The organism is Paenarthrobacter sp. OM7, assembly GCF_029873575.1.
Lineage (GTDB): Bacteria > Actinomycetota > Actinomycetes > Actinomycetales > Micrococcaceae > Arthrobacter.
The window spans coordinates 2046958-2073876 of sequence record NZ_CP123579.1; the positions used below are offsets into that span (position 1 = coordinate 2046958).

31 protein-coding genes, 7 tRNA genes and 1 riboswitch are annotated in these 26919 nt (G+C 61.9%); of the genes, 22 read left to right on the forward strand and 16 right to left on the reverse strand.

Going from position 1 to position 26919, the window contains the following annotated elements; genetic code table 11:
• Positions 1-135 precede the first annotated feature (135 nt).
• Positions 136-1176 carry a cell division protein ZapE gene (zapE, locus tag QEH68_RS09380; protein WP_280627763.1) on the forward strand — a complete coding sequence of 347 codons (1041 nt, stop codon included), beginning with the start codon at positions 136-138 and terminating at the stop codon, positions 1174-1176.
• Between the two features lies 1 nt (position 1177).
• Here zapE and QEH68_RS09385 read toward each other — a convergent pair whose 3' ends face one another.
• The 9 genes from QEH68_RS09385 to QEH68_RS09425 form a co-directional block, all read right to left on the reverse strand.
• A complete protein-coding gene (locus tag QEH68_RS09385; protein ID WP_280627764.1) occupies positions 1178-2395 on the reverse strand; it encodes a benzoate/H(+) symporter BenE family transporter in 1218 nt (405 codons plus the stop codon).
• Between the two features lie 120 nt (positions 2396-2515).
• Positions 2516-2749, reverse strand: coding sequence for an antitoxin (locus QEH68_RS09390; RefSeq protein WP_207597196.1), 234 nt, complete (start codon positions 2747-2749; stop codon positions 2516-2518).
• A 95-nt stretch (positions 2750-2844) separates the two neighbouring features.
• Positions 2845-4299, reverse strand: coding sequence for an amino acid permease (locus QEH68_RS09395; RefSeq protein WP_280627765.1), 1455 nt, complete (start codon positions 4297-4299; stop codon positions 2845-2847).
• 177 nt (positions 4300-4476) lie between these two features.
• Positions 4477-4552: transfer RNA gene (locus QEH68_RS09400), tRNA-Gly, on the reverse strand.
• Positions 4553-4609: 57 nt separating this feature from the next.
• Positions 4610-4684: transfer RNA gene (locus QEH68_RS09405), tRNA-Val, on the reverse strand.
• A gap of 25 nt (positions 4685-4709) precedes the next feature.
• Positions 4710-4782 (reverse strand) — tRNA-Gly (locus QEH68_RS09410).
• A 57-nt stretch (positions 4783-4839) separates the two neighbouring features.
• Positions 4840-4914 (reverse strand) — tRNA-Val (locus QEH68_RS09415).
• A gap of 39 nt (positions 4915-4953) precedes the next feature.
• Positions 4954-5024: transfer RNA gene (locus QEH68_RS09420), tRNA-Cys, on the reverse strand.
• 46 nt (positions 5025-5070) lie between these two features.
• Positions 5071-5143, reverse strand: a tRNA-Gly gene (locus QEH68_RS09425).
• A gap of 248 nt (positions 5144-5391) precedes the next feature.
• On the opposite strand from QEH68_RS09425, the gene QEH68_RS09430 reads away from it, so the two are divergent.
• A tRNA-Val gene (locus tag QEH68_RS09430) sits at positions 5392-5466 on the forward strand.
• A gap of 432 nt (positions 5467-5898) precedes the next feature.
• On the opposite strand, the gene QEH68_RS09435 is transcribed toward QEH68_RS09430, so the two are convergent.
• The 3 genes from QEH68_RS09435 to QEH68_RS09445 all read right to left on the reverse strand — a co-directional run bounded on the left by QEH68_RS09435 (position 5899) and on the right by QEH68_RS09445 (position 8746).
• The gene (locus QEH68_RS09435; protein ID WP_280627766.1) at positions 5899-6111 is read right to left on the reverse strand and encodes a hypothetical protein; all 213 of its coding nucleotides are present in this window, start codon (positions 6109-6111) and stop codon (positions 5899-5901) included.
• Positions 6112-7058: 947 nt separating this feature from the next.
• On the reverse strand, positions 7059-7451 hold the full coding sequence (locus tag QEH68_RS09440) for a hypothetical protein (protein ID WP_280627767.1): 393 nt from the start codon (positions 7449-7451) through the stop codon (positions 7059-7061).
• Between the two features lie 122 nt (positions 7452-7573).
• On the reverse strand, positions 7574-8746 hold the full coding sequence (locus tag QEH68_RS09445; protein WP_280627768.1) for an alpha/beta hydrolase: 1173 nt from the start codon (positions 8744-8746) through the stop codon (positions 7574-7576).
• Between the two features lie 63 nt (positions 8747-8809).
• On the opposite strand from QEH68_RS09445, the gene QEH68_RS09450 reads away from it, so the two are divergent.
• Together QEH68_RS09450 and QEH68_RS09455 are read left to right on the forward strand one after the other, a co-directional pair.
• Positions 8810-9283: a hypothetical protein gene (locus tag QEH68_RS09450; RefSeq protein ID WP_280627769.1), complete on the forward strand. Its 474-nt coding sequence runs from the start codon at positions 8810-8812 to the stop codon at positions 9281-9283.
• Positions 9284-9351: 68 nt separating this feature from the next.
• Complete coding sequence (locus QEH68_RS09455; protein WP_280627770.1) at positions 9352-9579, forward strand: helix-turn-helix domain-containing protein; 228 nt, start codon at positions 9352-9354, stop codon at positions 9577-9579.
• Positions 9580-9613: 34 nt separating this feature from the next.
• Here the strand turns inward: QEH68_RS09455 and QEH68_RS09460 are convergent, their stop codons facing one another.
• From QEH68_RS09460 to QEH68_RS09470, 3 genes are all read right to left on the reverse strand, one after another.
• Positions 9614-10144, reverse strand: a complete 531-nt coding sequence (locus tag QEH68_RS09460) for a hypothetical protein (protein ID WP_280627771.1) — start codon at positions 10142-10144, stop codon at positions 9614-9616.
• A gap of 30 nt (positions 10145-10174) precedes the next feature.
• A complete protein-coding gene (locus QEH68_RS09465; RefSeq protein WP_280627772.1) occupies positions 10175-10567 on the reverse strand; it encodes an ankyrin repeat domain-containing protein in 393 nt (130 codons plus the stop codon).
• A 298-nt stretch (positions 10568-10865) separates the two neighbouring features.
• Positions 10866-11366, reverse strand: a complete 501-nt coding sequence (locus QEH68_RS09470) for a hypothetical protein (protein ID WP_280627773.1) — start codon at positions 11364-11366, stop codon at positions 10866-10868.
• Between the two features lie 267 nt (positions 11367-11633).
• On the opposite strand from QEH68_RS09470, the gene QEH68_RS09475 reads away from it, so the two are divergent.
• The 15 genes from QEH68_RS09475 to hisF all read left to right on the forward strand — a co-directional run bounded on the left by QEH68_RS09475 (position 11634) and on the right by hisF (position 23355).
• A complete protein-coding gene (locus tag QEH68_RS09475) occupies positions 11634-11801 on the forward strand; it encodes a hypothetical protein (protein ID WP_157731687.1) in 168 nt (55 codons plus the stop codon).
• A 12-nt stretch (positions 11802-11813) separates the two neighbouring features.
• Positions 11814-12698, forward strand: a complete 885-nt coding sequence (locus QEH68_RS09480; protein WP_207597198.1) for a cytochrome — start codon at positions 11814-11816, stop codon at positions 12696-12698.
• Between the two features lie 70 nt (positions 12699-12768).
• The gene (gene def / locus QEH68_RS09485) at positions 12769-13341 is read left to right on the forward strand and encodes a peptide deformylase (protein ID WP_280627774.1); all 573 of its coding nucleotides are present in this window, start codon (positions 12769-12771) and stop codon (positions 13339-13341) included.
• On the forward strand, positions 13338-14258 hold the full coding sequence (gene fmt, locus QEH68_RS09490; RefSeq protein WP_280627775.1) for a methionyl-tRNA formyltransferase: 921 nt from the start codon (positions 13338-13340) through the stop codon (positions 14256-14258). The genes def and fmt overlap by 4 nt, the downstream gene beginning before the upstream one ends.
• A complete protein-coding gene (locus QEH68_RS09495) occupies positions 14255-15802 on the forward strand; it encodes a transcription antitermination factor NusB (protein WP_280627776.1) in 1548 nt (515 codons plus the stop codon). Before fmt ends, QEH68_RS09495 begins: the two co-directional genes overlap by 4 nt.
• Before the next feature lie 46 nt (positions 15803-15848).
• Entirely contained in the window at positions 15849-16523 is a 675-nt protein-coding gene (rpe, locus tag QEH68_RS09500) for a ribulose-phosphate 3-epimerase (RefSeq protein WP_172323889.1), read from the forward strand.
• A gap of 77 nt (positions 16524-16600) precedes the next feature.
• Positions 16601-16756, forward strand: a riboswitch (FMN riboswitch).
• An 89-nt stretch (positions 16757-16845) separates the two neighbouring features.
• A complete protein-coding gene (gene pnuC, locus QEH68_RS09505; RefSeq protein ID WP_280627777.1) occupies positions 16846-17550 on the forward strand; it encodes a nicotinamide riboside transporter PnuC in 705 nt (234 codons plus the stop codon).
• Entirely contained in the window at positions 17547-18686 is a 1140-nt protein-coding gene (ribD, locus tag QEH68_RS09510) for a bifunctional diaminohydroxyphosphoribosylaminopyrimidine deaminase/5-amino-6-(5-phosphoribosylamino)uracil reductase RibD (protein ID WP_280627778.1), read from the forward strand. The genes pnuC and ribD overlap by 4 nt, the downstream gene beginning before the upstream one ends.
• Positions 18686-19315: a riboflavin synthase gene (locus QEH68_RS09515; RefSeq protein ID WP_280627779.1), complete on the forward strand. Its 630-nt coding sequence runs from the start codon at positions 18686-18688 to the stop codon at positions 19313-19315. The genes ribD and QEH68_RS09515 overlap by 1 nt, the downstream gene beginning before the upstream one ends.
• Positions 19312-20007 carry a 3,4-dihydroxy-2-butanone-4-phosphate synthase gene (ribB, locus tag QEH68_RS09520; RefSeq protein WP_280627780.1) on the forward strand — a complete coding sequence of 232 codons (696 nt, stop codon included), beginning with the start codon at positions 19312-19314 and terminating at the stop codon, positions 20005-20007. The genes QEH68_RS09515 and ribB overlap by 4 nt, the downstream gene beginning before the upstream one ends.
• The gene (gene ribA / locus QEH68_RS09525; protein ID WP_207597206.1) at positions 20004-20708 is read left to right on the forward strand and encodes a GTP cyclohydrolase II; all 705 of its coding nucleotides are present in this window, start codon (positions 20004-20006) and stop codon (positions 20706-20708) included. Before ribB ends, ribA begins: the two co-directional genes overlap by 4 nt.
• A gap of 18 nt (positions 20709-20726) precedes the next feature.
• Positions 20727-21212: a 6,7-dimethyl-8-ribityllumazine synthase gene (gene ribH / locus QEH68_RS09530; protein ID WP_207597207.1), complete on the forward strand. Its 486-nt coding sequence runs from the start codon at positions 20727-20729 to the stop codon at positions 21210-21212.
• A gap of 113 nt (positions 21213-21325) precedes the next feature.
• Positions 21326-21589, forward strand: a complete 264-nt coding sequence (locus QEH68_RS09535; protein ID WP_024820576.1) for a phosphoribosyl-ATP diphosphatase — start codon at positions 21326-21328, stop codon at positions 21587-21589.
• Between the two features lie 82 nt (positions 21590-21671).
• Complete coding sequence (gene hisG, locus QEH68_RS09540; protein WP_207597208.1) at positions 21672-22532, forward strand: ATP phosphoribosyltransferase; 861 nt, start codon at positions 21672-21674, stop codon at positions 22530-22532.
• 46 nt (positions 22533-22578) lie between these two features.
• Positions 22579-23355, forward strand: coding sequence for an imidazole glycerol phosphate synthase subunit HisF (hisF, locus tag QEH68_RS09545; protein ID WP_089594622.1), 777 nt, complete (start codon positions 22579-22581; stop codon positions 23353-23355).
• 57 nt (positions 23356-23412) lie between these two features.
• Here hisF and QEH68_RS09550 read toward each other — a convergent pair whose 3' ends face one another.
• Positions 23413-24057, reverse strand: a complete 645-nt coding sequence (locus QEH68_RS09550) for a TIGR03085 family metal-binding protein (RefSeq protein WP_207597537.1) — start codon at positions 24055-24057, stop codon at positions 23413-23415.
• Between the two features lie 89 nt (positions 24058-24146).
• On the opposite strand from QEH68_RS09550, the gene hisI reads away from it, so the two are divergent.
• Genes hisI through QEH68_RS09565 form a run of 3 tightly spaced genes read left to right on the forward strand, consistent with a single transcriptional unit; the run spans position 24147 to position 26806 of the window.
• On the forward strand, positions 24147-24563 hold the full coding sequence (gene hisI / locus QEH68_RS09555; protein WP_207597209.1) for a phosphoribosyl-AMP cyclohydrolase: 417 nt from the start codon (positions 24147-24149) through the stop codon (positions 24561-24563).
• Between the two features lie 57 nt (positions 24564-24620).
• A complete protein-coding gene (locus tag QEH68_RS09560; protein ID WP_280627781.1) occupies positions 24621-26204 on the forward strand; it encodes an anthranilate synthase component I in 1584 nt (527 codons plus the stop codon).
• The gene (locus tag QEH68_RS09565) at positions 26201-26806 is read left to right on the forward strand and encodes a Trp biosynthesis-associated membrane protein (RefSeq protein WP_280627782.1); all 606 of its coding nucleotides are present in this window, start codon (positions 26201-26203) and stop codon (positions 26804-26806) included. The genes QEH68_RS09560 and QEH68_RS09565 overlap by 4 nt, the downstream gene beginning before the upstream one ends.
• Positions 26807-26919: the final 113 nt, after the last annotated feature.

Here is a 26919-nt window from a genome sequence, read left to right on the forward strand (position 1 = left end):
CAACACTAACCACGGGGCGACAGGAATGCTTCCCTGCGGTCACACGGTGAAACATGGGGTTGGTCACGTGTCCCGCCGGGGCCGCCAGAAGCCGGTATTCTTGCTGGGGACCTAATACCGAAGGAACGGACCACCGTGGTACAGATCGAACAACTGGCTGCCCGCACGCCGGCAGTCTCCGTGGAGGAGCTCCTCAAGGGTTTCTACCCCTCTCCGCGATTCGGAGAGGTATCGTTCGACAGCTACCGTCCCGACCCCTCGCAGCCGAGTCAGGCCAATGCCGTGAAGCTCCTCTCGGCCTTCGCCGACGGAGTGGGATCCGAAGACAACGGCGGCTTGTTCAAGAAGCTCTTCGCCAAGAAGGCGCCGGCCACCAGAGCAGGAATCTACCTTGACGGCGGCTTTGGCGTCGGCAAGACCCACCTCCTGGCCTCGTTGTGGCACAGGTCGCCCGGACCCAAGGCCTTCGGTACGTTCGTTGAATACACCAACCTGGTGGGTGCGCTTTCATTCCGCAAGACCGTGGAGGCGCTGAGCAGCTACAAGCTGGTCTGCATCGACGAATTTGAACTGGATGACCCCGGCGATACCGTGTTGATGTCCCGCCTGATGCGTGAACTGGCCGACGCCGGCGTCAAGCTCGCGGCCACGTCCAACACCCTGCCCGGCTCGCTGGGCGAGGGCCGCTTTGCCGCCGTCGATTTCCAACGCGAGATCCAGGTTCTCGCGGACCAGTTCGATGTTGTCAGGATCGACGGCGAGGACTTCCGGCACCGTGGATTGCCCGCTGCTCCGGCGCCGCTGAAGACCGAAGAGCTCAAACACCGTATGAAGGCCGAATTCGCCGGCAGGACCGTGGCGGTGGATGACTTCCGCACGCTGGTCAATCACCTGGCTGCGGTTCACCCCAGCCGTTACCGTCAACTCATCTCCGGCGTTGAAGCCGTGGTGTGGAGCGATGTCGAAACCATCACGGAGCAGGCAGTAGCCCTTCGCTTCGTAGTGCTGGCGGACAGGCTTTATGACAAAGATGTGCCCATCCTGGCCAGCGGCGTCCCCTTCGACAAACTCTTTACCGAAGAGATGATGACCGGCGGTTACACCAAGAAGTACTTCCGGGCTGTCTCCCGGCTGACCGCCCTTGCCCGTGAGGCGCAAAACCACGAACCCGCCTGATTCACGCTTTCTGAACAGGCTCGCGGCTCTTGAGCATCCAGCGCACCAGGATGCCTCCGGCCAGCGCCCAGAACGCAGCGCCAACCCCGGCAAAGCTGAGGCCTGACGCTGCCAACAGGAAAGTGATGCAAGCCGGAATGCGTTCCTCCGCTACAGCCAGCGCTGAGGAAATGGAGGCGGCCAGGGTCCCCAGGAGTGCCAGGCCGGCGACGGCTTCCAGGAGTCCCGGCGGGGCTGCGGCCACCAACGTCACCAGCGCCGCGGACGCCGCGGCCAGGACAAGGTAGGCCAGTCCGGAAACGAACGCTGCGATCCAACGCCTGCCATGGTCCTTGCCTGCTTCCTCTCCCGCCGCCAGCGCTGCGCTGAGTGCCGCGAGGTTTATCGCGTGTCCGCCGAAGGGTGCACCGGCAAGAGTGCCCGCGCCGGTGACCAGCATCGAGGGACGCCATGGAGTGGTGTACCCGAACGACTTCAGGACTGCGACGCCTGGAATGTTTTGCGACGCCATGGTGACGATGAACAAGGGTAATGCCAGCCCTACGGCAGCCTCCAGGGAGAAGGCCGGAGTGGTCCACTCAAGCCTTGGCACGAGGCTGTGAAGGGGTACCTGGACTCCGTTGGAGACTATGTGGATCCCGATGACGGCGAGGGCAACCAGCAACGATGCCGGGACAGACCAACGCGGTGCGAACTTCATCAGGACAACCCAGCACAAGATCACCGGAGCAACGAGGAGCGGTGCCGAGCCCAACGACTTGAAGGGCGCCAGGCACAGGGGGAGCAGGACCCCGGCAAGCATGGCTTGCGCCAGCGCCGTAGGGATCCTGGCCATGAGGCGCCCCAACACCGGCAACAATCCCGTCAGGACGATCAGTACCCCGACCATCAGGAACGCGCCCACGGCAGCCGGCCAGCCGCCGTCGACCATTCCAGCGGAGGCGAGCAGCGCTGCCCCGGGTGTTGACCACGCGAGCGTGACCGGCATCCTGGACCGCCAGGACAGCCACAGGATCCCGAGGCCGAAGGTCAGGGTGAGCGCCAGTAAACCGCTGGATGCCTGGGCCTGATTGGCCCCCACAGCTTGAAGACCTGCCAGGACTACTGCGAACGATGAAGTAAAGCCAACCAACGCTGTCACAATGCCGGCGGTGATCGGCGGGCCCAGTGTGTCCCGGCTGACATGGTTATGAGTGGTGGGCGGGGAGACAGAACGCATGAAGTCCAACGTACCCGAACAGCGGGCGGACGCCCTGTCGGTTAAACGCCAAGGGCACCGGTGGCGCCTCTCGGCGGGACCGGTGCCCCCTTGACGTATCTGGTACGGCGGCTCAGGCAGCTACGGCTGCTTCGGCTCATCCGTGACGGGAGCCTGTCCAGGCTTTCCGTCGTTCTTGGCCACGAAGTCGGAAGCGGCATTCTGGACCTTGTCGACGTGGCCGGCATACTTGCCGCCCGTCTTATTGTCCACAAAATCCCCGGCCTTTTCGATGCCATTCTTGATGGCTTCTTCGTTGCCTTGAATGAGACCCTGAGCCTTGCCCTTCAGGTCGTCAATTAAACCCACGGGCACCTCCCTTCCATCGCGGAGCCAGTTCGCTCCTCCGCGTCCGACCCTAACACCACTTGACAGAGGTGCCAAGGGTTGCGGACGACGCTGTGGACAAACTACGCCAATGGCTTACTTTCCACCTTGTGGCGCGGGCTGTCCGGGTTCATCAGTGAGTGCCTGCGACCGTACGCGAAGTAGATCACCAGGCCGATGACCAGCCACACTCCAAACCGGGCCCAGGTTTCCCAATGCAGTTGGAACATCAGGAACGCGGAGGCCAGGACGCCGAAGGCAGGGACGATCGGCATGAGCGGCAACCGGAACGTCCTCGGAGCATTTGGCTTGGTGTATCGGAAAACAATTACTGAAACGCAGACCACCACGAAGGCGGCCAGAATGCCGATGTTGGTGAGGTCGGCTACTTCCTTGATGGGGAAAACGCCGGCGAGGAAGGCCGAAGCAACGCCGGCGATCCACGTCACGCGCTGTGGCGTGCCGTGCCGGTCCGTCTTGGCGAACCAACCGGGCAGCAGGCCGTCGCGGCTCATGGAGAACCACACGCGCGTGACGCCCAACAGGAAGGTCAGCATGACGGTCAGGATGGAAAGCACCGCGAACACCGAGATGATGGTGGCAATGACGGGCAGTCCAACCCCCTGGAACGCCGACGCGAAGCCGGCCGTGGGGTTGATGTCCTTGTAGTTCTGCATACCGGTCAGGACCAGCGTGGCAGCTACGTACAAAAGCATGGCGATGATCAAGGACAAGATAATGGCCTTGGGCATGTGCTTCTTGCCGTCCTTCGCCTCTTCGGCCGCCGTGCTCATGGCGTCATAGCCGAAGACTGCGAAGAAGACGGTTGCGGCGCCGGCGATAACCGGACCGAAGCCGCTGGGCATGAACGGGTTGTAGTTCTCGGCGTTGACGTAGAAAATACCGAGTCCGATGATGAACAGGATCAGGATGACCTTGATGGCCACCGCTACCAGTTCGAACCGGCCAAAGGCCTTGGTTCCACGGCTCAGGATCCACGTGACCAACAGGCAGACCAGGATCGCCGGGAGGTTGATGATGCCGCCCTTGCCCTCGTCGGCAGTGGACGTCATCCACGTTGGCATGTGGATTCCGATGCCGGAGAGGAACGCATCGAAGTAACCGGAGATGCCGATGGCCACCACAGCCACGATCGCGATGTATTCCAGCAGCAGATCCCAGCCGATGAACCAGCCAATGATCTCGCCGAGGGCCACGTAGCCGTAGGTGTAAGCCGAGCCGGCGCGGGGGATCATTCCAGCGAATTCGGCGTAGGACAGCGCGGCGGCGCCGGATGCCAAGCCGGCGATCAGGAAGGAAATCAGAACTGCGGGGCCTACGCCCGGAGTTCCCTCGCTCCCGTGGGCTACAAGGCCGGCGAGGGAGAAGATCCCGACGCCGATAATTCCGCCGACGCCGATGGCCGTCAGCTGCCAGAGGCCCAGACTTTTGAATAGTCCGCTGTGCTTGTTTTCTTCCTCAATGTCGTCGATCGGCTTGCGCCTCAGGACGGACTTGGAAGCCGTCTGTTGATTCATGGGGGTACTCCTGCCAGTTGGCGTGGAACGGTGATGAGCTCGCAGTACATTATGCGAGCCTAATCACATTAGATAAAGCGACTTCTTCTGAGGGGTATCGGTTACTTCAAGTAATGAATCGGTTATTTGCTGAAGTTGGGCACAAAAAAAGCAGCTCCGGGGAGCTGCTTTTCTTTCTGGAGCGGACGACGAGATTCGAACTCGCGACATCCACCTTGGCAAGGTGGTGCTCTACCAGCTGAGCTACGTCCGCACATGTTGTCTGCCGGGCTGATGCCTGGCCGTCAACAACAAACAAGTTGCCTTGTTCTGGTGGGCGATACTGGGATCGAACCAGTGACCTCTTCCGTGTCAGGGAAGCGCGCTACCGCTGCGCCAATCGCCCGTTTCCGGGTCCTATCGAGTAGGAGAGCGGACGACGAGATTCGAACTCGCGACATCCACCTTGGCAAGGTGGTGCTCTACCAGCTGAGCTACGTCCGCACATGTTGTCTGCCGGGCTGATGCCTGGCCGTCAACAACAAACAAGTTGCCTTGTTCTGGTGGGCGATACTGGGATCGAACCAGTGACCTCTTCCGTGTCAGGGAAGCGCGCTACCGCTGCGCCAATCGCCCATGCATCCAGCCAACTGCTGGAAGACATGGTTTTCACCGAGGTGGGTACGGGATTCGAACCCGTGTATACGGCTTTGCAGGCCGCTGCCTCGCCTCTCGGCCAACCCACCGTGTAAGCCGAATTCCGGGGAATTCCTGCTTTGACAGTGCCTTGCGAGCGGACGACGAGATTCGAACTCGCGACATCCACCTTGGCAAGGTGGTGCTCTACCAGCTGAGCTACGTCCGCAGTGTCGTTTTGACGGACAACCCTTCAGGCTTTCCGTCGCTTTCCGACGAGTAAAAACTCTATAGGAGGTTGTTGCAAACTCCAAATCGAGGGTGGGGATTTGGTTTCGCAGGTGGCTGGATCCTTGAATCTGCGCGGAATCCCCTGAGTTTCACCCATGTAATTCCACTGCTGTAGTTCGGTTGTCAATGAAGGCGCTGATCGGTTTTGCAATCAGGCCGTGGTCGGTTAGTGTTTTCTATGCACCCGGGCGATTGGCGCAGTGGTAGCGCGCTTCGTTCACACCGAAGAGGTCACTGGTTCGAACCCAGTATCGCCCACCAAGAGAAGCCCCCGGAGTTCCGGGGGCTTTTGGGTTTCTGAGGCATTTTCCTCCACTCCGTGGTACCTGCGTGGGACTCGCGAACGAGGTCCATGAATCCTGCTCGGCAGGATGATGGCTACCTACTGTCCCAAGTACCACGGGGACACCACACCAGTACTACCCAGTCCCACCACCAAGGTGTCTCGGTTTCAGTAATTGCCACGGTTGATCGCATTCCCCCCTCTTGTCCTGGTGTCAATAAATGGCAATCAACCAGCAGGGCAGAGCACGCGACCGATGCGACCAGCATGCCTCTCACAGAGGGGTGGTCCGTTAGTTCCGGTTGAGTCCGAAGGTGCGGGTCTTCAATGGCGCCTAGTAGTGGGGCTTCGCTGCGTTCACTTCTGAGGACGGCGCGCTGGGCCCGGGATTCCGGCCACGTTGTTGGCATTTAGAGTTGTAGCCCAGTGGATGAGCGGAGAAGCACCTGAAAGTCGGCGAAAGACAGCGTGCTTTCCCGATGCACGTCGGGTTCGTCCACAACGGTCACAGTAGGCCTGTCAGCGTCGAGCAGTATGTTGAAGGTGTTGTACTCGTAGTAGCGTCTTCCGCTCTTTAGCTGCTCTATCCCGGCGAGGAGTTGGAGCCGAATGTAGTCGTTCAACTCTCCCGAAAGGAACTCTTCAAGGGGCTGTTGAGCCGTCCCTTTCAGTGGGGCGTCTTCCGTTTCCCAGCGTTGTGAGGCTGCTGCTGCAGCCTTCCCTGGAAGTTGCAGTAGCCACCTGCCGGAATGTCCTCGTTCACCCAGTCTCCTGGTGACAAGGCCTGAATCTCATCGAGGAGTCCGAAGAACTCCGGTCTGGCTGCTTCCGGGGTCGTGGTGACGCCCTTCCCGTCATCGGGAAGCATGTTGCTCGCTGCGGTTTGAGAGGGTGATGGGGCTGTAACAGCACTCCTACCCGGAGACCCAGCGGCGCATCCGGACACAAGCAGCAGCAGGACGGCGCTGGTGGATAGGACAGGCCAGTACCTACGGACTTTGCTGATCACTGCTTCCTACCGGAATTTGCCCTCGGGATCCGGAGCGCATCGAGTGTTGCCGCCGAGCGTGGTGCCCTAGCTGCTCGTTCCAAGCTGCATGGAGAACTTGCCATCGCCAAAGCCAGTGGTCGTCTGGTCTCGGTTCGCCCCCGAAGGCTGGGTTTGAACAACTCTTAGCCCATTGCTTTCAAAGACTTCCTTTACCGACTTATGTATCGCTTCAGCCTGATCTTCTGAGATCGCGCCCTGCGTACTGTCGTAATTGAACCGAGTGCCCTCGGTCCCGTCCGGGAGGGGGCACGCCATACCGGGTTATCGGGTGAAATTTTCGTCCAATCGCCCGGGGCGAGAGCTTCAAATTTGTGTGAAGATGTTGAGGTATTCCGTGCGGGCTTGTTCTGGTCCCATAGTCTGCTCCGCGGCGCTGGTAGGTGGGGTGGTGCTCGGCGTTGTTACACAGCCAGTGAGGGCAGTGAGGATGGCAACGACAAGGCCTTGGATGAGAAATCTTCGCGAAGACATGGTGGTCATCGTGTCGCATTCGTGAATTGATCGTCCGCCTGGGGATTCCTAGCGAAATTTACCTTCCGGGTCGGCAAAGCAGCGGGTATTCCCGCTGAGGGTGATGCCGTACTTGCCGGTACCGAACCCCATAGAGAACTTGTCGGGCCCGAGGACCACGGTGTGTCGGACAAAGTTCGGGCCATCATCGATTTCCTGCCTGAGATTAAACCCGGTGGCCTCGAACAAGGCCTTGACCTTGTCGTGGAGAACATCCATCTCTTCCCGGCTCAGTGGACTCCGACTGGTATCGAAGGAGACCTGGGTGCCTTCCGTGCCGAGGGGACGATCACAGACCCACCCTGCTTTGTCTGGTGTGACTTTCGTCCAGTCGCCGGGGGCGAGAGCTTGAATCTTGTTGAAGAGGTCAAGGTACTCTGTTCGGGCTTCTTCCGGGTCCATGAGCTGCTCCGCGGTGCTGGTAGGTGGGTTGGTGCTTGGCGTTGTCCCGCACCCTGCAAGGGTGAGTAAAAGGATCGCCGCGGCGGGAAGCATATGCCAGTATCGGCGGCTACGTGTGGATGTCATCGTTTCGCATTCGTGAGCTGGTCATTCAAGCCGCGGGCGATCCTGGCCTGGTTGTAGCTAGACTCTGTTGACTTGTCGAAGTAACCGTAGATGCCGTCCTTGCCACCGGTTTGCCCGTCGTGGGTTTTCGTTGGCAGGTCTTTGGCACCATCCGGTCCTGTGGTGCCGTCCGTGCCAAAGGTGACAGCGCCGAATCCGGAGTCGTCGGTGCTTTTACGCTGCCAGCCGACTCCATGCCCGACCTCGGCTACGTGGTCCCAGTCGTAGCTTCCCCGGTAAACAGTTCCTCCGGGGTTCAGATGGAGATCGTTCACGGAGGTCACGTTATCAGGGGCACCAACGTCACCGACGAGAACGAGGTTATCGACAGGCAGCCCGGTTTTTGCCGCCTCCATGACCCCGAGGGAACCCATGGAGTGCCCGACAGCCGTTGTCATCGCTGCGTTGTCGAGGTTCTGATGAACTGCGTTGAACCCGACCACATCGCTGCGTAGGGCCGGCCCCACGACCTTTGCCTGGTCATTACTGAAGACGCCCATACCTTTGGCCGGCTCAACGCCAATCCAAGCAACAACGGCAAGACGGTCCCGGTCAATCCCATTCAGACGAGCGAGGTCACGTTGCTCAACTCTTTGATCATTGGCCTGTTTGGTTTTGGATGCCATGTCCTTGCCGACGGTAGTGTCCAGCCCGGGGAGCTGGTAGGTGACGTGCTGGGCGGCATCGAGGTCTCCCACGGAAATAGATGCACCGAACCCGGTCTCCGATCCTTGCCCCCGGGCGAAGGGCACGAAGCTAACGAGTTGAAAGATCGATGACTTGTCGTCAGTATCGACGACTTTTTCGTTGCCCTCGCTGTCGTAGAGCGATTCCCAGACTTTGTTGACCATGCCTTCCTGGGAGCCTTCATCAACGTCTCCGCCGTGCTCGTCGCGGTACTTCTTCAAGTAGTCGTGCATCTGCAGTAACTTTTTGCGGTTGGCAAGGTCTCGGGCGGTCGCGGTGACACCGTTCAGGTTTCCAATAACTTCGGGCAGTGCATCGATCAGGAGCTGCTGTTCTTCACCGACGGTGACTTTCCCGGTGGCAGGCTCGACGGTGTGGCCGAGGCCAGAGCGATAGAGCCGCTGCCTGCTGTTTCGAATGCGGTGGCGACCTGCTCTATCCAATCGGCATCTGCTGCGTTGGCGGCGAGCAGCCGCTCAAAACCAGCAACAAACGATTCAGTCTCGATGGTCACCCAGGAACACCATGCTGTGAAACCGCTCCAGGCATTCCGGACTGCGACAAAGTGTGAGTTCAAGGTGTTCGTGGCAGTCCGGGATACTGATGCGAAGCCGCGCAGCTTGCCCGGGTCAGCCGAGGTGGTTCCGGTTCCTGGTCCGCCGGCGAACCGGGGCCGGTCCCGCGGAGAAAACACAGCTGAAACAGCCGGTGCAGGGACCGGTGTGCTCTCGGGCATGGGGTCCAGGACCATGGTGGCGACTGTTGCGGATGCTTCGATCATCGGACCTGATGCCGCAGGCGTCCTTGAACAAGCGCCCGTAGCCGCCGTTGAAGTCCTGCACTGCCCGCTCCACGGCCCCGTGCAGGAAGCCTCCCTCGGCACGCAGAACCTCGTCGGCGGAGTTCGCGGCAGTGATCAGCGCGTCGGCCGCGCCGTCATCAAAAGCAATTCCCATGCCTGCCCCAAACCAGAACAATAAATCCAACGACTAGCATAACCGGTGTTTGCGCAGTTGCCAGTTCATTGCGCCGGCCGACTTTAGGAAGGGTGTACGACGCCAAGAAGCACCGGTTCCTGACAACTGAACAGGTTGCCGAGGAACTGAATGTGTCAGCGAACCAGATCAGGGCCTTGCTCAAGTCAGGCGATCTGCGGGGTATCCAGGTTGGAGGCCGGAACGTCTGGCGCATTGCTGCCACCGATGTGGAAAGCTACATCGCTGAGGCGTACAGGGTCACTGCAGAGCGGATCGCCGCCGGCGAACTTCCGGAGTGATGGCCAGACGAACAGTCTTGAAGCGATGCTGCGCCTAGCGGCGGCTTCCCCACGTCTTGTGCCAGTACTCGGCGCTCTGGCTCTTTGAGCGCACGATGGCGTCGGGTTTCGGCGTAGCTGGCCACATCTCCAGCAGGTAATGATCGACGACTTCTTCGGAGAATTCTCCATCATGGCCTTCGTCGCGGCCCTTCGCACTGACCCGCAGCCGGTAGCTCCCGGGCGGCACGTTAGCTAGTTCCCCCTTCGTCTCATTGGCCCACGAGGCCCAACGCAGATCGTGTCCTGGGGGGAGTGCGAAGGATACCTCTACGATGTCTTCCCATGCGCTATCGGGTTCCGTAGCTGGCCGCTTATCAAGGAGAACGATGCACATGTCAGAACCGCCAGACCGTCGTCCGAGGTTGATATAGACGCCATTGGGAGCTGCAGCCCCGACCAGGCCGTTGACCTGGCCCTCAAAGCAGCGTTCAAAGATGCCGTCGAAGCCGCCCTCGTCAGCCCAGATGAGGTCGAACTGGCCGTAGTCCGTCATGATCACCTGATCGAGCAGCACTCTATCCATGGCATCAGGATAAGTCTTGGATAGCGCAGGTTACTCAGGTACGTCGGTGAAGTACTGGGCGACGTCGTAGTTGCCGATCAGCCGCGCCAGCCCCACGGGCGTCTGGCCGCTTCCGTTGACACAGAGCGGATCAGCGCCGTGCGAACGCAGGAGTTTGATCAGTTCGCCACGGCCGTTTGAATTGAAGACGGCTGTAAAGAGCGCGGTGTTACCCCAGCCGTTTTGAAGATCAACGGTGGCGCCGGCACCAAGCAAAGCGGCAGATGCTTTTACTGAGTATTCCTGCGCAGCAAAATGTAGGGGCGTGAATCGGGCTTTGTCCTGGGCATCGGGAGAAGCGCCGTCAGCAAGAAGTTGCTCTACGGCGGCAACATCGTTTTCCAGGGCTGCGTAGTGGAGCGCTGTGCGGTTCATTCTGTCCATAGCTGCAGCCTTTCATATCTGTGCCTCAAGAAAGCGCGCGCCGGCAGGATTGCTAATTGTCTTTTCAGGGCTTGTTTATGGTTCCGGGGATGTGAGTTGTTGAGGGCTCAGTTGCAGCGCGAGTTCACGTAGTTGGCGGGGGCGGAAGGGCTTGATCAGGTAAGCGGTGGCTCCGGCTGTGATGCCATGAAGTTCATCACCACGCTCAGCGAAAGCTCTGATCAGGGCGCTGACTTAGTCCGCACCGTGGAACAGGCAGGCTACATCCGCGCCGGTTGAGTTCTTCCCGAACCGGGGCTTAGCGGTTATGGAATTCGAACCTGTCGCCCCCGTCCGGATCGCCTAGCGTATAGGTGAGGAACTGATCTGAGCCACGTTTCCAGACAGACAAGGGAAAGATTGCCAAGTCCTGTGATGTCTCAGGCCGGAGCCTGACGTTCGTGAACTTTTTGCTGACGAGGTCCTTTTTGATCGACCATTGGCCGGAATAGGTCACTAACCTTTCCCAGTCGAGCTTCTCTGAAGAGGTCCCATCCCCGAAGGTTCCCTCAGTCACACCAGACCACTCAAAGATACCGTCAGCGCAGAGCTTCAAAAGTGTGGTGTGGCCGTTCTTCGGCTTCGATGTCCACTCGCCAATAATGTCAGAAGGCTCTACCTCGTCGGGGAGCTCCAACAATGCGCACGCACTCACCGTGGCGACGAGAACTGCGCCCCCGAGGCTTATCAGTACCTGCCGGCGGCCAACCTGGGATTCCTGCAGCTCAACCCGCGCAGGAAGGAAGTTGCCAATCTTCATTGATCTTTGCCTCTCTCACATGGGGGATTCGGTTCAACGCCAAGGCGCCGATGAAGGATCCCATACCGGACGCTGGTTAGTGCTAGTCGGGTTCTCCTGCGCTTTTGAGGATCGCAGCCACCACGTCCGCTTTTTGCCTGGTGTAAGCACTCCAGTCCTTGGTGCTGACGGCGGCTTCGCGCTTGGCGGGGCAGTAATTGCACGGCATTCGCCAACACCGATGGGTATTTCGCGTCACGAAACGCTTCATCGGAGCACTTTGTCAACATGCGTGCTGACGATGAACCTGATGTGCCCTGGACCCCTCCTGACCCTGGGCTGTCCACTTCGGAACTGGCGGAGACGGCTCCCATCCTTGCGGCGAAGCTGGCCCGGCTGCCGCCGGAGCAACTCGCAATGATCTTCCCGCCGGAGAATTCTGTCGGCCCTGTATGACACAGTCTTTATATGACTGCTCCACTGCTTGCCCACGCTACTGACTACGGCCGGATGTATGCCCGCTCTACCACGGAGCAATTTTCGGTTCCCTCCATCACCACGGTGATCGGACAACAGGCCCACTCGCTGGACGGTTGGTTCAGCTACATGGGTGCGAGCAGTCTCGCTGCGGACCCGGAGCTTCCGGCGATTCTTGGAAGCCCGGCCAAAACCCGCCAAGCGATTAACAAGGCGGCCAAAGCTGCTGAGGTGTATAGGGACGCGGCAGCAGCACGAGGCGACCGCGTGCACACGTACTGCGAGCAGGTTGCCTTGCGTGCTCTGGGACGTCCGCACCGCATGCAGGAATGCCGGGACGACCTCGCAGCCCATGGTGAGGAGGCGTTTGCCGCCCGTTTCGATGAATGGTGGGAGCTGTACCGGGTGGAGCCCTTGGCCCCGGAGATCACCGTGTGGAACAAGACTGTGGGCTACGCCGGGACACTTGACCTTGTAGCCCGGATCAATGGGCGTATCTGCCTGATCGACTACAAGACCAAAGGCACTACGCGGGATGGAACGGTCAAGGCCCTCGATGACAAAGTGGTCATGCAACTCGCGGCCGGAATGAAGGCGGAGGAAAGCCTGGTCGATCCCGTTGCCGGAGTATGGGAGCCATGGAAATACGGAGACAACCCCATGCTGCTCGCTGTAGCCATCGGAGAGACCGAAGTCCGGCCGATGCGGGCCAACCCGGAAATCCTCAAGCACCATTGGTGGAAGTTCTGCGCGCTTCGGCGCGTCTGGGAAATGTCGGCAGACGTCTCTGCTGCGGGACAAGCGCTGTTGCCCATTGCTCCGCCGGTGTTCGCAGCGGTTGGCGCCGGAGCGGCAAACAGCGCCAGCGGTGATTGACCTCAACTAAACTGGCTTAGGCTCCGCAACACCCGGAGCCGGGTTTGACGATAGTGAGGACTGACAGCACATGGCAATTTTGAGTATCCGAATCATCGGGGATCCGGTGTTGCGCACCGTAGCGGACCCTGTCACCGATTTCGGTCCGGAGCTCGCCAAGCTGGTAGCTGACATGACTGAAACCATGGAGGACGTGGAAGGTGCGGGCCTCGCTGCACCTCAGATCGGCGTCAGCCAGCGTGTTTTTACCTACCGCATTGGGGGAGTGGAAGGCCACATCATCAACCCTGTCCTGGAGAACAGCGATGACTTCCAGCCGGATGAAGTAGAGGGTTGCCTCTCGATCCCCGGCCTGGGCTTCCCGGTCCGCCGTTTCCGGACAACCAGGGCCACCGGCGTAGATTTGAATGGCAACCCGGTCTCGGTGGAAGCCGAGGGCATGCTTGCCCGGTGTTTCCAGCACGAGACGGACCACCTTGACGGTATTTTGTACACGGACAGGTTGGAAGGGGATGACCGCAAGGCAGCTCTCCGCGCCATCCGGAACGCCAACTACCACGCCATTACGGAGAAGACCACGTCACAGCGCGCCGCCAGCGTGGGATCGAGTTTTGGTGGCGGCAGTTTCGGGGCACCCGAGTGAGGGTCCTTTTCGCAGGAACCCCCGCCGTGGCCGTCCCATCGTTGGACGCTCTGGTTAAGGCGGGATTCGACGTCGTCGCGGTCCTGACGCGCCCGGACGCGCCGGTAGGCAGGAAGCGTGTACTGACACCTTCGCCCGTCGCAGCGCGGGCGATGGAACTGGGTATCGACGTCATCCGCGCGGCCAAGGTCGATGCGGAAACCACCGCCCGGATCTCGGACTTCGCCCCGGATGTCGCTGCCATTGTTGCCTATGGTGGAATTGTTCCGAAGGCAGCCTTGGGAGTTCCGAGGCATGGGTGGGTCAATCTGCATTTCTCGCTCCTCCCTGCTTGGCGGGGCGCTGCCCCCGTCCAGCGATCAATCATCGCGGGGGACGAAATCACCGGTGCCGTGACGTTCCAGCTCGAAGAAGGCCTCGATACCGGCCCCGTGTTCGGTACCCTCACTGAAGCTGTGCGGCCGGACGACACCTCCGGGGACCTCCTCGAGCGCCTCTCCATCAGCGGAGCCGTGCTTCTCAGCCAGACGCTTTCCGCGATCGACGCCGGTCAGGCTGCCCCGCAACCCCAAACCGGAGAAGTCTCCCTCGCTCCCAAATTGATGCTGGAGGACGGCCGCCTTGACTGGCAGCTGCCGGCCCTTGCCGTCAGCCGCCGGGCTCGTGGTGTGACACCTGAGCCGGGGGCATGGACAACGCTGGAAGGCCAGCGAATCAAACTTGAACCACTGGCACTCCGTCCTGAGATTAAGGACCTGGCTCCGGGCGCCATCAGGGTGGAGGGCAAATCTGTGCTGGTGGGCACCGGATCCCACGCCGTTGAGCTCGGCAGGATCCAGCCGGCAGGTAAGAAAATGATGTCGTCGGCTGACTGGGCCCGCGGCTTGGCAACACCCGAGAGAGTGGTATTCGAATGAGTGAGTCCGGCCGGCGAGGCCCCAACAACAGCGGGAACCGGGACGGCGCCGGACAAGGCAACCGGGGTGCACGTGGCGAAAGCCGGCGTGACGCCCAGGGCCGGGAGCGAAACCGTGGCCCTCAACGGGGCTTCACGAACAATGCTCCCTCGCAGCGTACGCGCCGCGCTGACCCAGCCCGTCTTGTGGCCTTCGAAGTGCTCCGTGCTGTTGCTTCCGAGGATGCCTACGCCAACCTGGTGCTCCCAGCCCGCATCCGGGAACACCGGCTGGATCGCCGGGATGCCGGCTTCGCCACGGAGCTGAGCTACGGCGCTTTGCGCGGTCAAGGCACCTATGACGCCATCCTCGCCCGCTGCGTGGACCGCCCCCTCGAGCAGTTGGACCCTGCCATCCTGGATGCCCTGCGGATCGGCGCCCATCAGTTGCTCTCAATGCGTGTTCCTGCGCATGCAGCGTTGGACCAGACCGTTGGCTTGGCGCGTGCCGTCATCGGCGCAGGTCCGTCAGCCCTGATCAACGCAGTCCTGCGCAAGGTCACTGCCCACAGCATGGGCGAGTGGCTGGACATCCTGCTGGCCAACGAAACCGATGAAACCCGGATTGCCTCGCTCCGGCATGCCCACCCTGAATGGATTGTCCGCGCATTGCGCCAATCGCTTGTCAACCACGGACGTCCGAAGTCGGAAATTGATGACCTGCTGGAGGCGGACAACGCCGCGCCCGTGGTCAATCTGGTGGCGCTGCCGGGTTTGGGAAGCCTGGACGAGGCTTTCGACAATGGGGCCACGGCAGGCGAACTGGTCGAAGATTCGGCATTGTCCGCCGGTGGAGACCTCGGCCGCCTGGAAACAGTTCGTCGCGGAACCACCCGCGTGCAGGATGTCGGATCCCAGCTGGTTGCCCGGGCCTTGGCCGGCGTGGACCTGGGCGCCTCCTCCGGAAGTGAACGCTGGTTGGACTTATGCGCAGGTCCGGGAGGGAAGGCCGCCCTTTTGGCTGCCCTGGCGCACCGGGACGGCGCTACGTTGTTGGCCAATGAGCCCGCGCCACACAGGGCGAAGCTCGTTCAGCAGGCACTGTCGGCTGTTCCGGAGGACACGTGGTCGGTGCGGACCGGTGACGGGCGCGACGTTGGTTCGGAGCAGGCCGAAGCTTTCGACCGCGTCCTGGTTGATGTCCCCTGCAGCGGGCTGGGAGCTTTGCGCAGGCGGCCCGAATCGCGCTGGCGGCGCTCACCCAAGGACATTGGCGACCTCGGTCCGTTGCAACGTGACCTCTTGAAGTCTGCAATTGATGCAGTAAAGCCCGGCGGGGTGGTTGCTTATGTGACATGCTCGCCGCACCCGGCCGAAACCACCGCGGTTGTCAGCGACGTCATGGCCAAGCGTGAGGACCTGGAACTGCTCGACGCCGGGCAGGCTCTTGACGATGTCAGCCTCACCGGACACTTGGGCGCAGGTCACGAACAAACAGCCCAGTTGTGGCCGCACGTCCACAAGACCGATGCCATGTTCATGGCCATCATCCGTAAAAAGCCGTAACTGCCGGAACCCGGCTTTCCATTTCCACCGACCCAGAGGGGCTGCTTTGTCTCAGTGCTGTATCAATCCGAGCATCCTGTCTGCCGATTTCGTCAACCTTGAGGCGGAACTGCAGCGGATCAGCAATGCCGATGCCGTTCACGTCGACGTCATGGACAACCACTTTGTCCCCAACCTGACGCTGGGCCTGCCGGTGGTGCAGCGGATCCAGGCGGTCAGTCCGGTACCGTTGGACGCCCACCTGATGATTTCCGACGCCGACCGCTGGGCGCCTGCCTACGCGGACGCAGGCGTTGCTTCGGTGACGTTCCATGCGGAAGCCGCCATGGCCCCCGTCAAGCTGGCACGCGAACTGCGTGCGCGGGGATCCAAAGCTGGAATGGCCCTTCGTCCGGCTACGCCGGTTGAGCCCTACCTGGACATGCTCAGCGAATTGGACATGCTGTTGATCATGACGGTGGAGCCCGGATTTGGTGGGCAGTCCTTCCTGGACATCACCCTGCCCAAAATCCGACGTGCGCGGGCTGCGGTAGAGGGCTCCGGCATCGGCGTGGCCATCCAAGTGGATGGGGGAATTACTGAGGAAACCATCATCAGGGCCGCAGAAGCAGGTGCCAACGTGTTCGTGGCAGGCTCGGCGGTCTATGGGCACCAGGATCCCGCAGCTGCGATCGATCGGCTCCGTGCAGCGGGCCAGGCTGTGACGGCGACGTTCGCCTGACGACCGTCACCACATGTTACGAAGATGGCTGGGAATAGCCCGGCCATCTTGGTAGTTGTGGCAGAATAACAACACACATACGTGCTCCGGGGTCGGTGTAAGTCCGAACCGGCGGTTATAGTCCGCGACCCGCGAGCCATCGGATTCCAAGTGATTGGACCTTCGATGGCAGACGGTTGAACTGGTGAAATTCCGGTACCGACAGTTAAAGTCTGGATGGGAGAAGCACGTACAGTCATGCCGTGGGCGTTCCTTTAGCGACGCCCGGCATTGCGCTGTCGTACACCCCCGGAGTCATCGCGGCTTACTGGGAAGGAACGGCATGGAATTTCTGCGATGGCTCTTCGAAGCACAGATCCCCGTTGGAGGATCTGCTCTTGTCTTACGCGAAGTGCTTGGAAACATCTTTGGGCTCCTCAGCGCCCTTGGCGGTATGCGCCGCAAAGTCTGGGCTTGGCCGATCGGCATAGTCGGCAACATCCTCCTGCTCACGGTCTTTCTGGGTAACGTCTTTGGTGCAGCTGCGCCGGCTACCCTGTGGGGGCAGGCAGCACGGCAGGTGATGTTCATCGCCGTCGCCATTTACGGCTGGTACCGGTGGCAGCAAGGCCGTCAATCGAGCAGCCAAGGGCGCGCCATTGTGCCTGGCTGGGCCAGCAACAAGGTCCGCATCGCTCTGGTTGGCGCCATGGTGGCCGGCACGGCAGCGCTGACGCCCTTGTTTGATGCCCTCGGTTCCTACCCGCCGGTCTGGGCCGACGCCTGGACCTTCATGGGGTCACTTCTGGCGACGTACGGCATGGCCCGTGGATGGACTGAGTTCTGGCTGATCTGGGTTGCCGTGGACATTGTAGGTGTGCCGTTGCTGTTCAGCGCCGGCTACTACGCCAGCGCGGTCATGTACCTGTTCTACGGCTTCTTCACCCTCACCGGATTCTTCGTCTGGTGGCGGGCCGAAAAGCGCGAACGTACCGGTCGTGATGCCGGCACACCGGACCTTGCACTACCGGCGGGAGTTGCACGATGACGGCCGATACAGCCCTCTACACTCCGGCGGAGCGCGCGGCCATGGATGCCGCACTCGCCGCAGCCCTTGCCGGTCCCCGCGGAGCCAACCCGTTGGTTGGGGCAGTCATCCTCAGTCCCGAGGGCCAGCAATTGGCGACGGGATACCATCGGGGTGCCGGCACGGCCCATGCCGAAGCAGACGCGATCTCCGAAGCCCGCAAGCAAGGCATCGACACCGTGGGAACAACCATGGTGGTAACCCTGGAACCGTGCAACCATGTGGGCCGCACGGGACCCTGTGCGCAGGCAATCATGGCGGCGGGAATCTCAAAGGTGATTTACGCCGTCGACGATCCCCACGACCCCGCTGCGGGCGGCGCCCGCACGCTCCGTTCCGCCGGGGTGGAGGTCCGTTCCGGGCTGGCCCTCGACCGGGCGTTCGACCTCAACCGCGATTGGTTCGACGCCGTTGCCGCCAAGCGCCCGTTTGTCACCTTGCACATCGCCCAGACGTTGGACAGCCGCATTGCGGCCGACGACGGCACCAGTCAATGGATTTCGAGCCCGGAGTCGCTCGCTGACAACCATGGGCTGCGGGGACTCATCGACGCCATCCTGGTGGGCACGGGGACCGTCCTGATCGACAACCCCCGGCTCACTGCCAGGGACGCAGAGGGAGAACTCTCCAGCCGGCAGCCGGTCCGCGCCGTGATGGGTCTACGGGACGTCCCTGAAGATGCCGCAGTCCGCGGGACCGACGGGCGCTTTGTGCACCTGCAAACACGCGATCCGGCAGAGGCTTTGGGCATGCTGTTCGACCAAGGAGTAAGGCACGTCATGGTGGAAGGCGGCTCGTCCATCCTGAGCACATTCCTTGGTGCGCACCTCGTGGACGAACTGATCGTCTATATGGCTCCGACGTTGCTGGGATCCGGAACTCCTGCACTGCACGACCTCGGAATCACCACGCTGGCAGACGCCCAGCACTGGTCCTGGGACAACGCCGGTGGCGGAGCGGTCCGGACGCTCGGCAACGACCTTCGGCTGCACCTGCGGTCCCCAAGGGGCACCGCCGCCAATATCAAGAGTTTGGTTCCACACAAGAGTTTGGTTCCGCGCAGTGAAGCTGCGGAACATGTCACAGGAGGACACTGATGTTTACGGGAATCGTTGCAGAACAAGGCACCGTGCTGGGCATTGAGCATGACGGCGACGCCAGCGCCACGCTGCGGCTGAAAGCACCCACCACCACCGATGGCTTGGCCTTGGGTGGTTCCATCGCCGTCAACGGAGTGTGCCTGACCGCCACGCAAATCGACGGGCAGGACTTCAGCGTTGATGTCATGGGTGAAACCCTCGTCCGGACCACCATCGGCGGGTTGGCCCCGGGGGACACCGTGAACCTTGAACGCTGTGTTCCAGCGGGGGGACGGCTGGACGGCCACGTGGTGCAGGGGCACGTGGACGGTGTGGGGGAGTTGCTGGAACGCGAGGCCCTCGGAAATTGGGACCGGCTGCGTTTCGGTGTCCCGGCCCCGCTGGCACGTTACATTGCCGAGAAAGGTTCGATCGCAGTCGACGGTGTCTCGCTGACAGTGACCGCCGTCAGCGCTGCTTCCGAACCGGCGCCGTGGTTTGAGGTGGGGCTGATCCCCACAACGCTGGAAGAAACCGGGCTGGGAGCCAAGCCAGTGGGTGGCCACGTCAACCTGGAAGTGGACGTGTTGGCCAAGTACACCGAACGCCTCCTGTCCTTCGCGCCGCAGGCAGGGAGCACTCGATGAGCGCCCCTGCCAAGACATCACCGGCCGGAACGCCCCGTACCGGACTGGATCCCGTGGAAGCGGCCATTGAGGCAATGGCCGCGGGCCGGGCAGTGATCGTGGTGGACAACGAGGACCGTGAGAACGAAGGCGACATTATTTTCGCCGCCCAGCACGCCACGCCCACCCTCATGGGATGGACCATCCGGTATTCATCCGGCGTCATCTGCGTCCCTTTGGACGGCGAACGTGCTGACGCACTGGTGCTGCCTCCCATGGTGGAGATCAACGAGGACGCCAAGGGGACCGCATACACCGTTTCCTGCGACGCAGCGATCGGCGTCAGTACAGGTATATCGGCTACGGACCGGGCCCTGACGGCCCGTATTCTGGCAGATCCGGGCAGCACCCCGGCCTCAATAACCCGTCCCGGGCATATTTTCCCGTTGCGTGCGGTTAAAGGGGGAGTGCGTGAACGTCCGGGTCACACGGAAGCTGCCGTAGACCTGTGTCGTCTTGCCGGGTTGGCCCCGGTGGGTGTGATCGCAGAGTTGGTACATGATGATGGTGAAATGATGCGCTTGGACAGCCTGCGCGACTTCGCCGCCGACCATGGATGCCCCCTCATCTCCATAGAGGACCTGGTGTCGTATGTTGAGGCGGTAGAGTCCCAGACGGCACCCATTTCACAGGAGGACGAGGAGAAGCGATGACCGCATCGACCACGCGCAGCAGCGACCACACCGGCCCTGCGCCCCACCCCGTCAGCGGTGGCCCGATCGTGCAGTTGCCCACGGCTTTCGGCGACTTTGTGGCTCAGGCCTGGACGGACCACGTGACCGGCGTTGAACACCTCGCCGTCAGTTCGCCCAATCCGCCGAAGGATGGCCGTGCGCCGCTGGTACGGCTGCACTCCGAGTGCCTGACCGGCGATGTTTTCGGTTCATACCGCTGCGACTGCGGAGAACAGCTGGCTTTTGCCTTGGAACTCATCCACGCCGAAGGCGGAACGCTGCTCTACCTGCGCGGCCAGGAGGGCCGCGGCATCGGGCTGGCCAACAAGATCAAGGCCTACGCCTTGCAGGAAGCCGGTTTCGACACAGTGGAAGCCAATGAGCAACTGGGCTTGCCGGTTGATGCACGTTCGTACAGCGCGGCAGGACAGATCCTCGCCGAGATGGGACTTCATGAAGTCCGGCTTCTGAGCAATAATCCCGACAAACAGCACCGGCTCGACAAGGCCGGAGTGACTGTGGTGGAAATGGTCCCCACCGAGGTGCCTTCACGCGAACAGAACCTGCGCTACCTGCAAACCAAGAAGGACCGGATGGACCACCGGCTGACGCTCGATGTCGAGCCCGTCAGCAATGGCAAGACGCCTTCGAACCACACCTTTGACAACAACCAAGACTGAACGGATCCACACCACACCATGAGCGGACACGGCGCCCCCACTATCGACCTCACCACCCTTAACCCTGAGGAAACCTCGCAGCTCAAGCTGGCCATTGTGGCAGCAAGCTGGCACACACAGATCATGGACGGGCTGGTGGATGGCGCACTTCGCGCCGCCAAGGAAGCCGGGATCGCCGAGCCCACACTCCTGCGGGTTCCGGGCAGCTTTGAGCTTCCTGTCGCCGCCGCCAGGCTCGCACCGCACTTTGACGCAGTGGTGGCACTTGGCGTGGTCATCCGCGGCGGGACACCGCACTTTGACTACGTATGCCAGGCCGCGACATCCGGACTCACCGATGTCAGTGTCCGCACCGGCGTGCCGGTGGGCTTCGGTGTCCTCACCTGTGACACCGAGCAGCAGGGCCTGGACCGCGCAGGCCTGCCCGGTTCCAAAGAAGATAAAGGCCACGAAGCTGTCACCGCAGCCCTCGCCACGGCAGTGACGTTGAAGCAGTTCAGCTAAAGCCCTTGCCTGCGGGCGCTCAAGGGGATGTGGGTGTGTCTTCACTCACATCCCCTTCGTCATGCAACGCCCCAACAAGCGGTGTCCGCCCCGGAGCAAGTAGTCTGGAGGGCGTGAAGAATTTCGAGACGCTGTTCGCAGAACTGAGTGAGAAAGCAGCGACCCGCCCGGCAGGCTCGCGCACGGTTGCCGAACTGGACTCCGGAATCCACGGCATCGGCAAGAAGGTGGTCGAAGAGGCCGCCGAAGTCTGGATGGCCGCGGAGTACGAATCGGACGAAGCCGCCGCTGAGGAAATCTCCCAGCTGCTCTACCACCTGCAGGTCCTCATGCTCGCCAAGGGCCTCACTCTGGAGGACGTTTACAAGCATCTCTAGCCACGCCACTCCGCTCGCCTGTAGCGGAGCCCCTGCGTGGCCAAGGTGCCTGAAAACTCCCTTCCAACAAGAAAGTCTCCCCATGCTCCGTGTAGCAGTCCCCAATAAGGGATCCCTGTCCGAAGCCGCCTCGGCCATGTTGTCCGAGGCCGGTTACCGCCAACGCCGCGATACCCGCGAGCTGGTCATGGTGGACCCCGACAACGACATTGAGTTCTTCTTCCTCCGTCCCCGTGACATCGCTGTTTACGTGGGCCAGGGAACGCTGGATGTCGGCATCACCGGCAGGGACCTCCTGCTCGATGCGAAGGTCGAAGCCGAGGAAATTCTTCCCCTGGGCTTTGCGCCGTCAACCTTCCGGTTTGCCGGTCCTGTAGGTGACTTCGCCGGCGTCGAACAGCTTGAAGGGAAGCGCCTGGCCACCAGCTATGACGGCCTCCTGCGCGACTATCTCGCCGGGCGCGGCGTGAACGCCACAGTGGTCCGCCTCGATGGTGCTGTGGAGTCCTCCGTACGCCTCGGCGTGGCGGACGCCATTGCCGACGTCGTCGAAACCGGAAACACCCTCAAGGCTGCCGGCATGGAGATCTTTGGCGATCCCATCCTGAAGTCCGAGGCCGTGCTCATCCGCCGCTCCGGTTCAGGTGGAGCAGCCAACGGTACAGCCAAGGAAATCGAGATCCTCATCCGCCGGCTCCAGGGCGTCCTGGTGGCCCGCCAGTACGTGCTGATGGACTACGACATCCGCAAGGACCTGGTGGAAGACGCCGCTGCGCTGACTCCCGGCCTTGAATCGCCCACCGTGTCGCCCCTGCGTGATTCGGAATGGGTTGCCGTGCGGTCAATGGTTCCCAAAAAAGAAACCAACCGCATCATGGACGAGCTCTACGACCTCGGTGCGCGCGCCATCCTGGTCAGCAGCATCCACGCCTGCCGCATCTAACCCACGCAGTGATCGAGTAGAGCCCAGCAGAACTGAGGAGCAGCACATGGCTGTAGCCGTCCGCGTCATACCCTGCCTTGATGTCGACGCAGGCCGCGTCGTCAAAGGCGTCAACTTTGAAGGCCTCCGCGACGCCGGTGATCCGGTGGAACTTGCGCACCGTTACGACAATGGCGGGGCCGATGAACTGACGTTCCTGGACGTCACTGCCTCATCCGGCAACCGCGAAACCACGTTCGACGTCGTTCGCCGCACGGCTGAGGAAGTCTTCATTCCCCTCACCGTGGGTGGTGGTGTCCGTGGCGTGGCAGAGGTGGACAAGCTCCTGCGCTTCGGTGCGGACAAGGCGTCCATCAATACCGCCGCTGTTGCCCGTCCGGAGGTCATTGACGAAATCACCCGTCACTTCGGCTCGCAGGTCCTGGTGCTCTCCGTGGATGCGCGCCGTACCCGCGAAGGTGACGTCCCGACGTCGTCCGGTTTTGAAGTGACCACGCATGGCGGCCGCACCGGAACCGGAATCGACGCCATCGCCTGGGCCAAGGAAGCAGCGGACCGGGGCGTGGGCGAAATCCTGCTCAACTCGATCGACGCCGACGGTACGAAGGACGGCTTCGACCTTGAATTGATCCGCTTGGTCCGCGCTGCAGTGAACATTCCGATCATTGCCTCGGGCGGCGCCGGGGAACCGGCCCACTTCCCGCCCGCCGTAGAAGCAGGAGCTGATGCCGTACTGGCCGCTTCGGTGTTCCACTTTGGTCCGGACGACATGATCGCCCAGGTCAAGGCCGCCATCCGGGAGGCCGGCTTCGAAGTCCGTTGATCGGCAATGATTAAAAGCAAGGGAGGGTCACCACGCAGTGACCCTCCCTTGGTTTGTTTAGAGGCCGATATCGGCGGACTGCAACAACGCGACGGCGTCCGGCTGGCCTTCGAAGGTGACCAAAGCCTGGCTGGTGCGGCCGTGCGCATGCATGAGCAATTCGCCCGGTTCGCCAACAATGGCGACGGAAACGGGGGCGCGCTTGGCGACATGCCGCGGCCCGGTGGGACGTACCAGGACGATGCCGAGGTCTACGCCGCGGTACAGGAAGGCAGCCCGCTTGATGAGGTCGTCCCACAGGGCATCCGAATATGCTTCGTCGAGTGCGCGGGGGGCCCAACGGTCGCCCGCGCGGCGGACGTCCTCAGTGTGAACGAAATACTCAATGAGGTTGGACGTCTCATCCAGGGCTTTGATCTTCAAGGGGGAGAGGGCCGGTGGGCCGGCGCGGAAAGTTTTGATGAGGTCCGCGTAGGCGTCAGGGCTCTTGAGCTTGGCTGCAAGTTTGGAAGTGGCCTTTTCCGAGGCCTTGCCCAGGCTGGGAATCAGAAGGCCCAAACCCACTGCAATCTTCCGTTCGCGCAGATACAAATGAGCAGCAAGATCCCGCGTCTGCCACCCTTCGCAGAGCGTGGGGGAGTCAGGTCCGGCCGCCAGCAGGGTTTCGGCCAGTACTTCTCGGGAAGGATCGACGAAATGCATCACTTGTGAAACTAGCACGATCGGAGCCCTCATGCGCAGTGGAACCGCCGCAGAATCCGGCTCCCGCCAAAGGCACTAGACTTGATCTGATGTCAGAGCAGTCCGCCCCCAGCCACTCTCCCGCCGTGGAGCCCTCCAGCGACCCCGCAGGCCCCTTGCCGCAGGAGATCGCCAGCGCCCTCAAGCGTGATTCATCCGGACTCGTTGCCGCTATCGTGCAGCAGCATGACACCAACGAGGTCCTCATGCTTGGTTGGATGGATGACGAGGCTCTCCACCGCACCATGACCACGGGACGTGTGACGTTCTACTCGCGCTCCCGCCAGGAGTACTGGCGCAAGGGCGACACCTCCGGACACGTACAGTTCGTGAAGTCTGTCGCCCTTGACTGCGACGGCGATGCCCTCCTGATCCGCGTGGACCAGATCGGCGCAGCCTGCCACACCGGTACCCGGACCTGCTTCGATGGTCGCGACTTCACAGTTGTTACGGGCCACCGCGACTAAGGCACCCACTACTTTCCACTGACGCACCACCTCAGACAAAAGGCGGAGAACATAGCCATGCAGGACCTTGGAATCATCAGCCCGGGCCTGGAAGAGTTCCGCGAACTCGCCGTCCACAGCCGTGTCATCCCTGTCCGACTCAAGGTCCTGGCAGACGCCGAGACTCCTATCGGCTTGTACCGAAAGCTGGCCAAGGGCCAACCCGGAACATTCCTCTTGGAGTCCGCGGCAGTTGGCGGCGCGTGGTCGCGTTACTCCTTCATCGGATCCAAGTCCCGTGCCACGCTGACCACCAAAGACGGACAGGCCCACTGGATTGGTGAACCGCCCGTGGGGGTTCCCGTCTCGGGTAACCCTGTTGACGCGGTGCGGGACACCATCGAGGCACTCCAAACAGACCGCTTTGATGGGTTGCCGCCGTTCACGTCCGGTTTGGTGGGCTTCCTCGGGTGGGAAGCCGTCCGTCACTGGGAGCGGCTGACGTCTCCGCCCGAAGACGACCTGCACCTGCCTGAGATGGCCCTCAACCTGGTCACCGACATGGCTGTTCATGACAATGTGGACGGCACCGTCCTCCTGATTGCCAACGCCATCAACTTCGACGACAGCTCCGAGCGCGTGGACGACGCCTGGCACGACGCCGTCGCCCGGGTGAAGGGTTTGCTGGACCAGATCAGCACCCCCGTGGCCCAGCCGGTCTCTGTGCTGGAAACCGCTGCCCTGGACTTTGCTTCCAGCGTCCAGGAGCGGTGGGATGAAGCCAAGTACCTTGAGGCGATCGACCGCGGCAAGGAAGCCATTGTTGACGGCGAGGTTTTCCAAGTGGTGATTTCCCGGCGCTTCGAGATGGAATGCGCTGCGGATCCCCTGGATGTTTACCGCGTCCTGCGCAATACCAACCCGAGCCCGTACATGTATCTCTTCAGCCTGGAGGATGCGGACGGCCGCGGGTACTCGATTGTGGGCTCGTCACCGGAAGCGCTTGTGACTGTGACCGGCGAGGAAGTCATCACCCACCCCATCGCCGGTTCGCGCCCCCGTGGGAAGACCGTTGAGGCGGACAAAGCACTGGCGACAGAACTGCTGGCCGACCAGAAGGAGCGGGCCGAGCACCTGATGTTGGTGGACCTGTCGCGCAACGATCTGTCAAAGGTCTGTGTGGCAGGAACGGTGGACGTCACGCAGTTCATGGAAGTGGAGCGGTTCAGCCACATCATGCACCTGGTGTCCACCGTGGTGGGGGAGCTCGCTCCCCAGGCCAAGGCCTACGACGTCCTCAAAGCGACGTTCCCGGCGGGCACGCTGTCCGGCGCTCCCAAGCCCCGCGCGCTGCGACTGCTGGACGAACTGGAACCCCACCGGCGTGGCATCTACGGCGGCGTGGTGGGTTACCTGGACTTCGCCGGTGACATGGACATGGCGATTGCCATCCGGTCAGCCCTGCTCCGTGAAGGCCGCGCCTATGTCCAGGCCGGCGGTGGAATTGTGGCCGATTCGCACAAGCCATCCGAAGCGCTGGAGACGGTGAACAAAGCGGCTGCGCCCCTTCGGGCCGTTCACACCGCGGGATCGCTGCAGAACATTTCCGCTGAAACGGTAGGGACTGCAGACATCCACGACGACGGGACTTCCGCGTCATGAGCACCGCACCCTCAGCATCTCCCGTCAGGCAGCCGCCGCGCTGGGCACGTAGATCCAGTGTGGTTCTCGCCACCACCATCCTTGCCCTGGCGGTATTCGGTGCCACCACGCAGACCTGGATCGAGGTCAGCCTGGATCCCACCGGAGCGTCCAACAGCGACCTCCACGTCCAAGGCAGCAAGGCAGCCACGGCAGTTACTGCCCTTGCGGTGGTCGCCTTGGCCGGCGGACTGGCGGCGTCCATTGCCGGAAAAATCGCGCGCTGGATCATCGCGGTCCTCATCGTCCTGTCGGCGGCCGGGATCATTCTTGCCGCAATCACTGTCCTGCTTGACCCGTTGGGTGCCGCCCAAGGTGCCATTGCTGCAGCAACAGGCGTGTCCGGCGGACAGGCTGACGCTGCGTCCACGGCGTTCCCGGTGGCAGCCATTGTGGCGGGTGCCCTGCTGGCCCTTTGCGCTGTTGCCTTGCCGCTGGCCGGACGTCATTGGACCTCCCGGACCAAGTACGACGCCGGCGCACGGGGCCGGAAGAGCAGCAACGAACCGGTGGACGAGATTGACAGCTGGGACAGCCTGTCGCGTGGTGAGGACCCTACGTAGGCAGCTGCAGTGGGCTTCCGGGCAGGTGTGGCGCAACAAAAGCCCACACGCCTGTCGTGACGTCGGACGATGTCCCGGGCGCCGCCAATAAATGGCAGAATGTAAGCAGTATT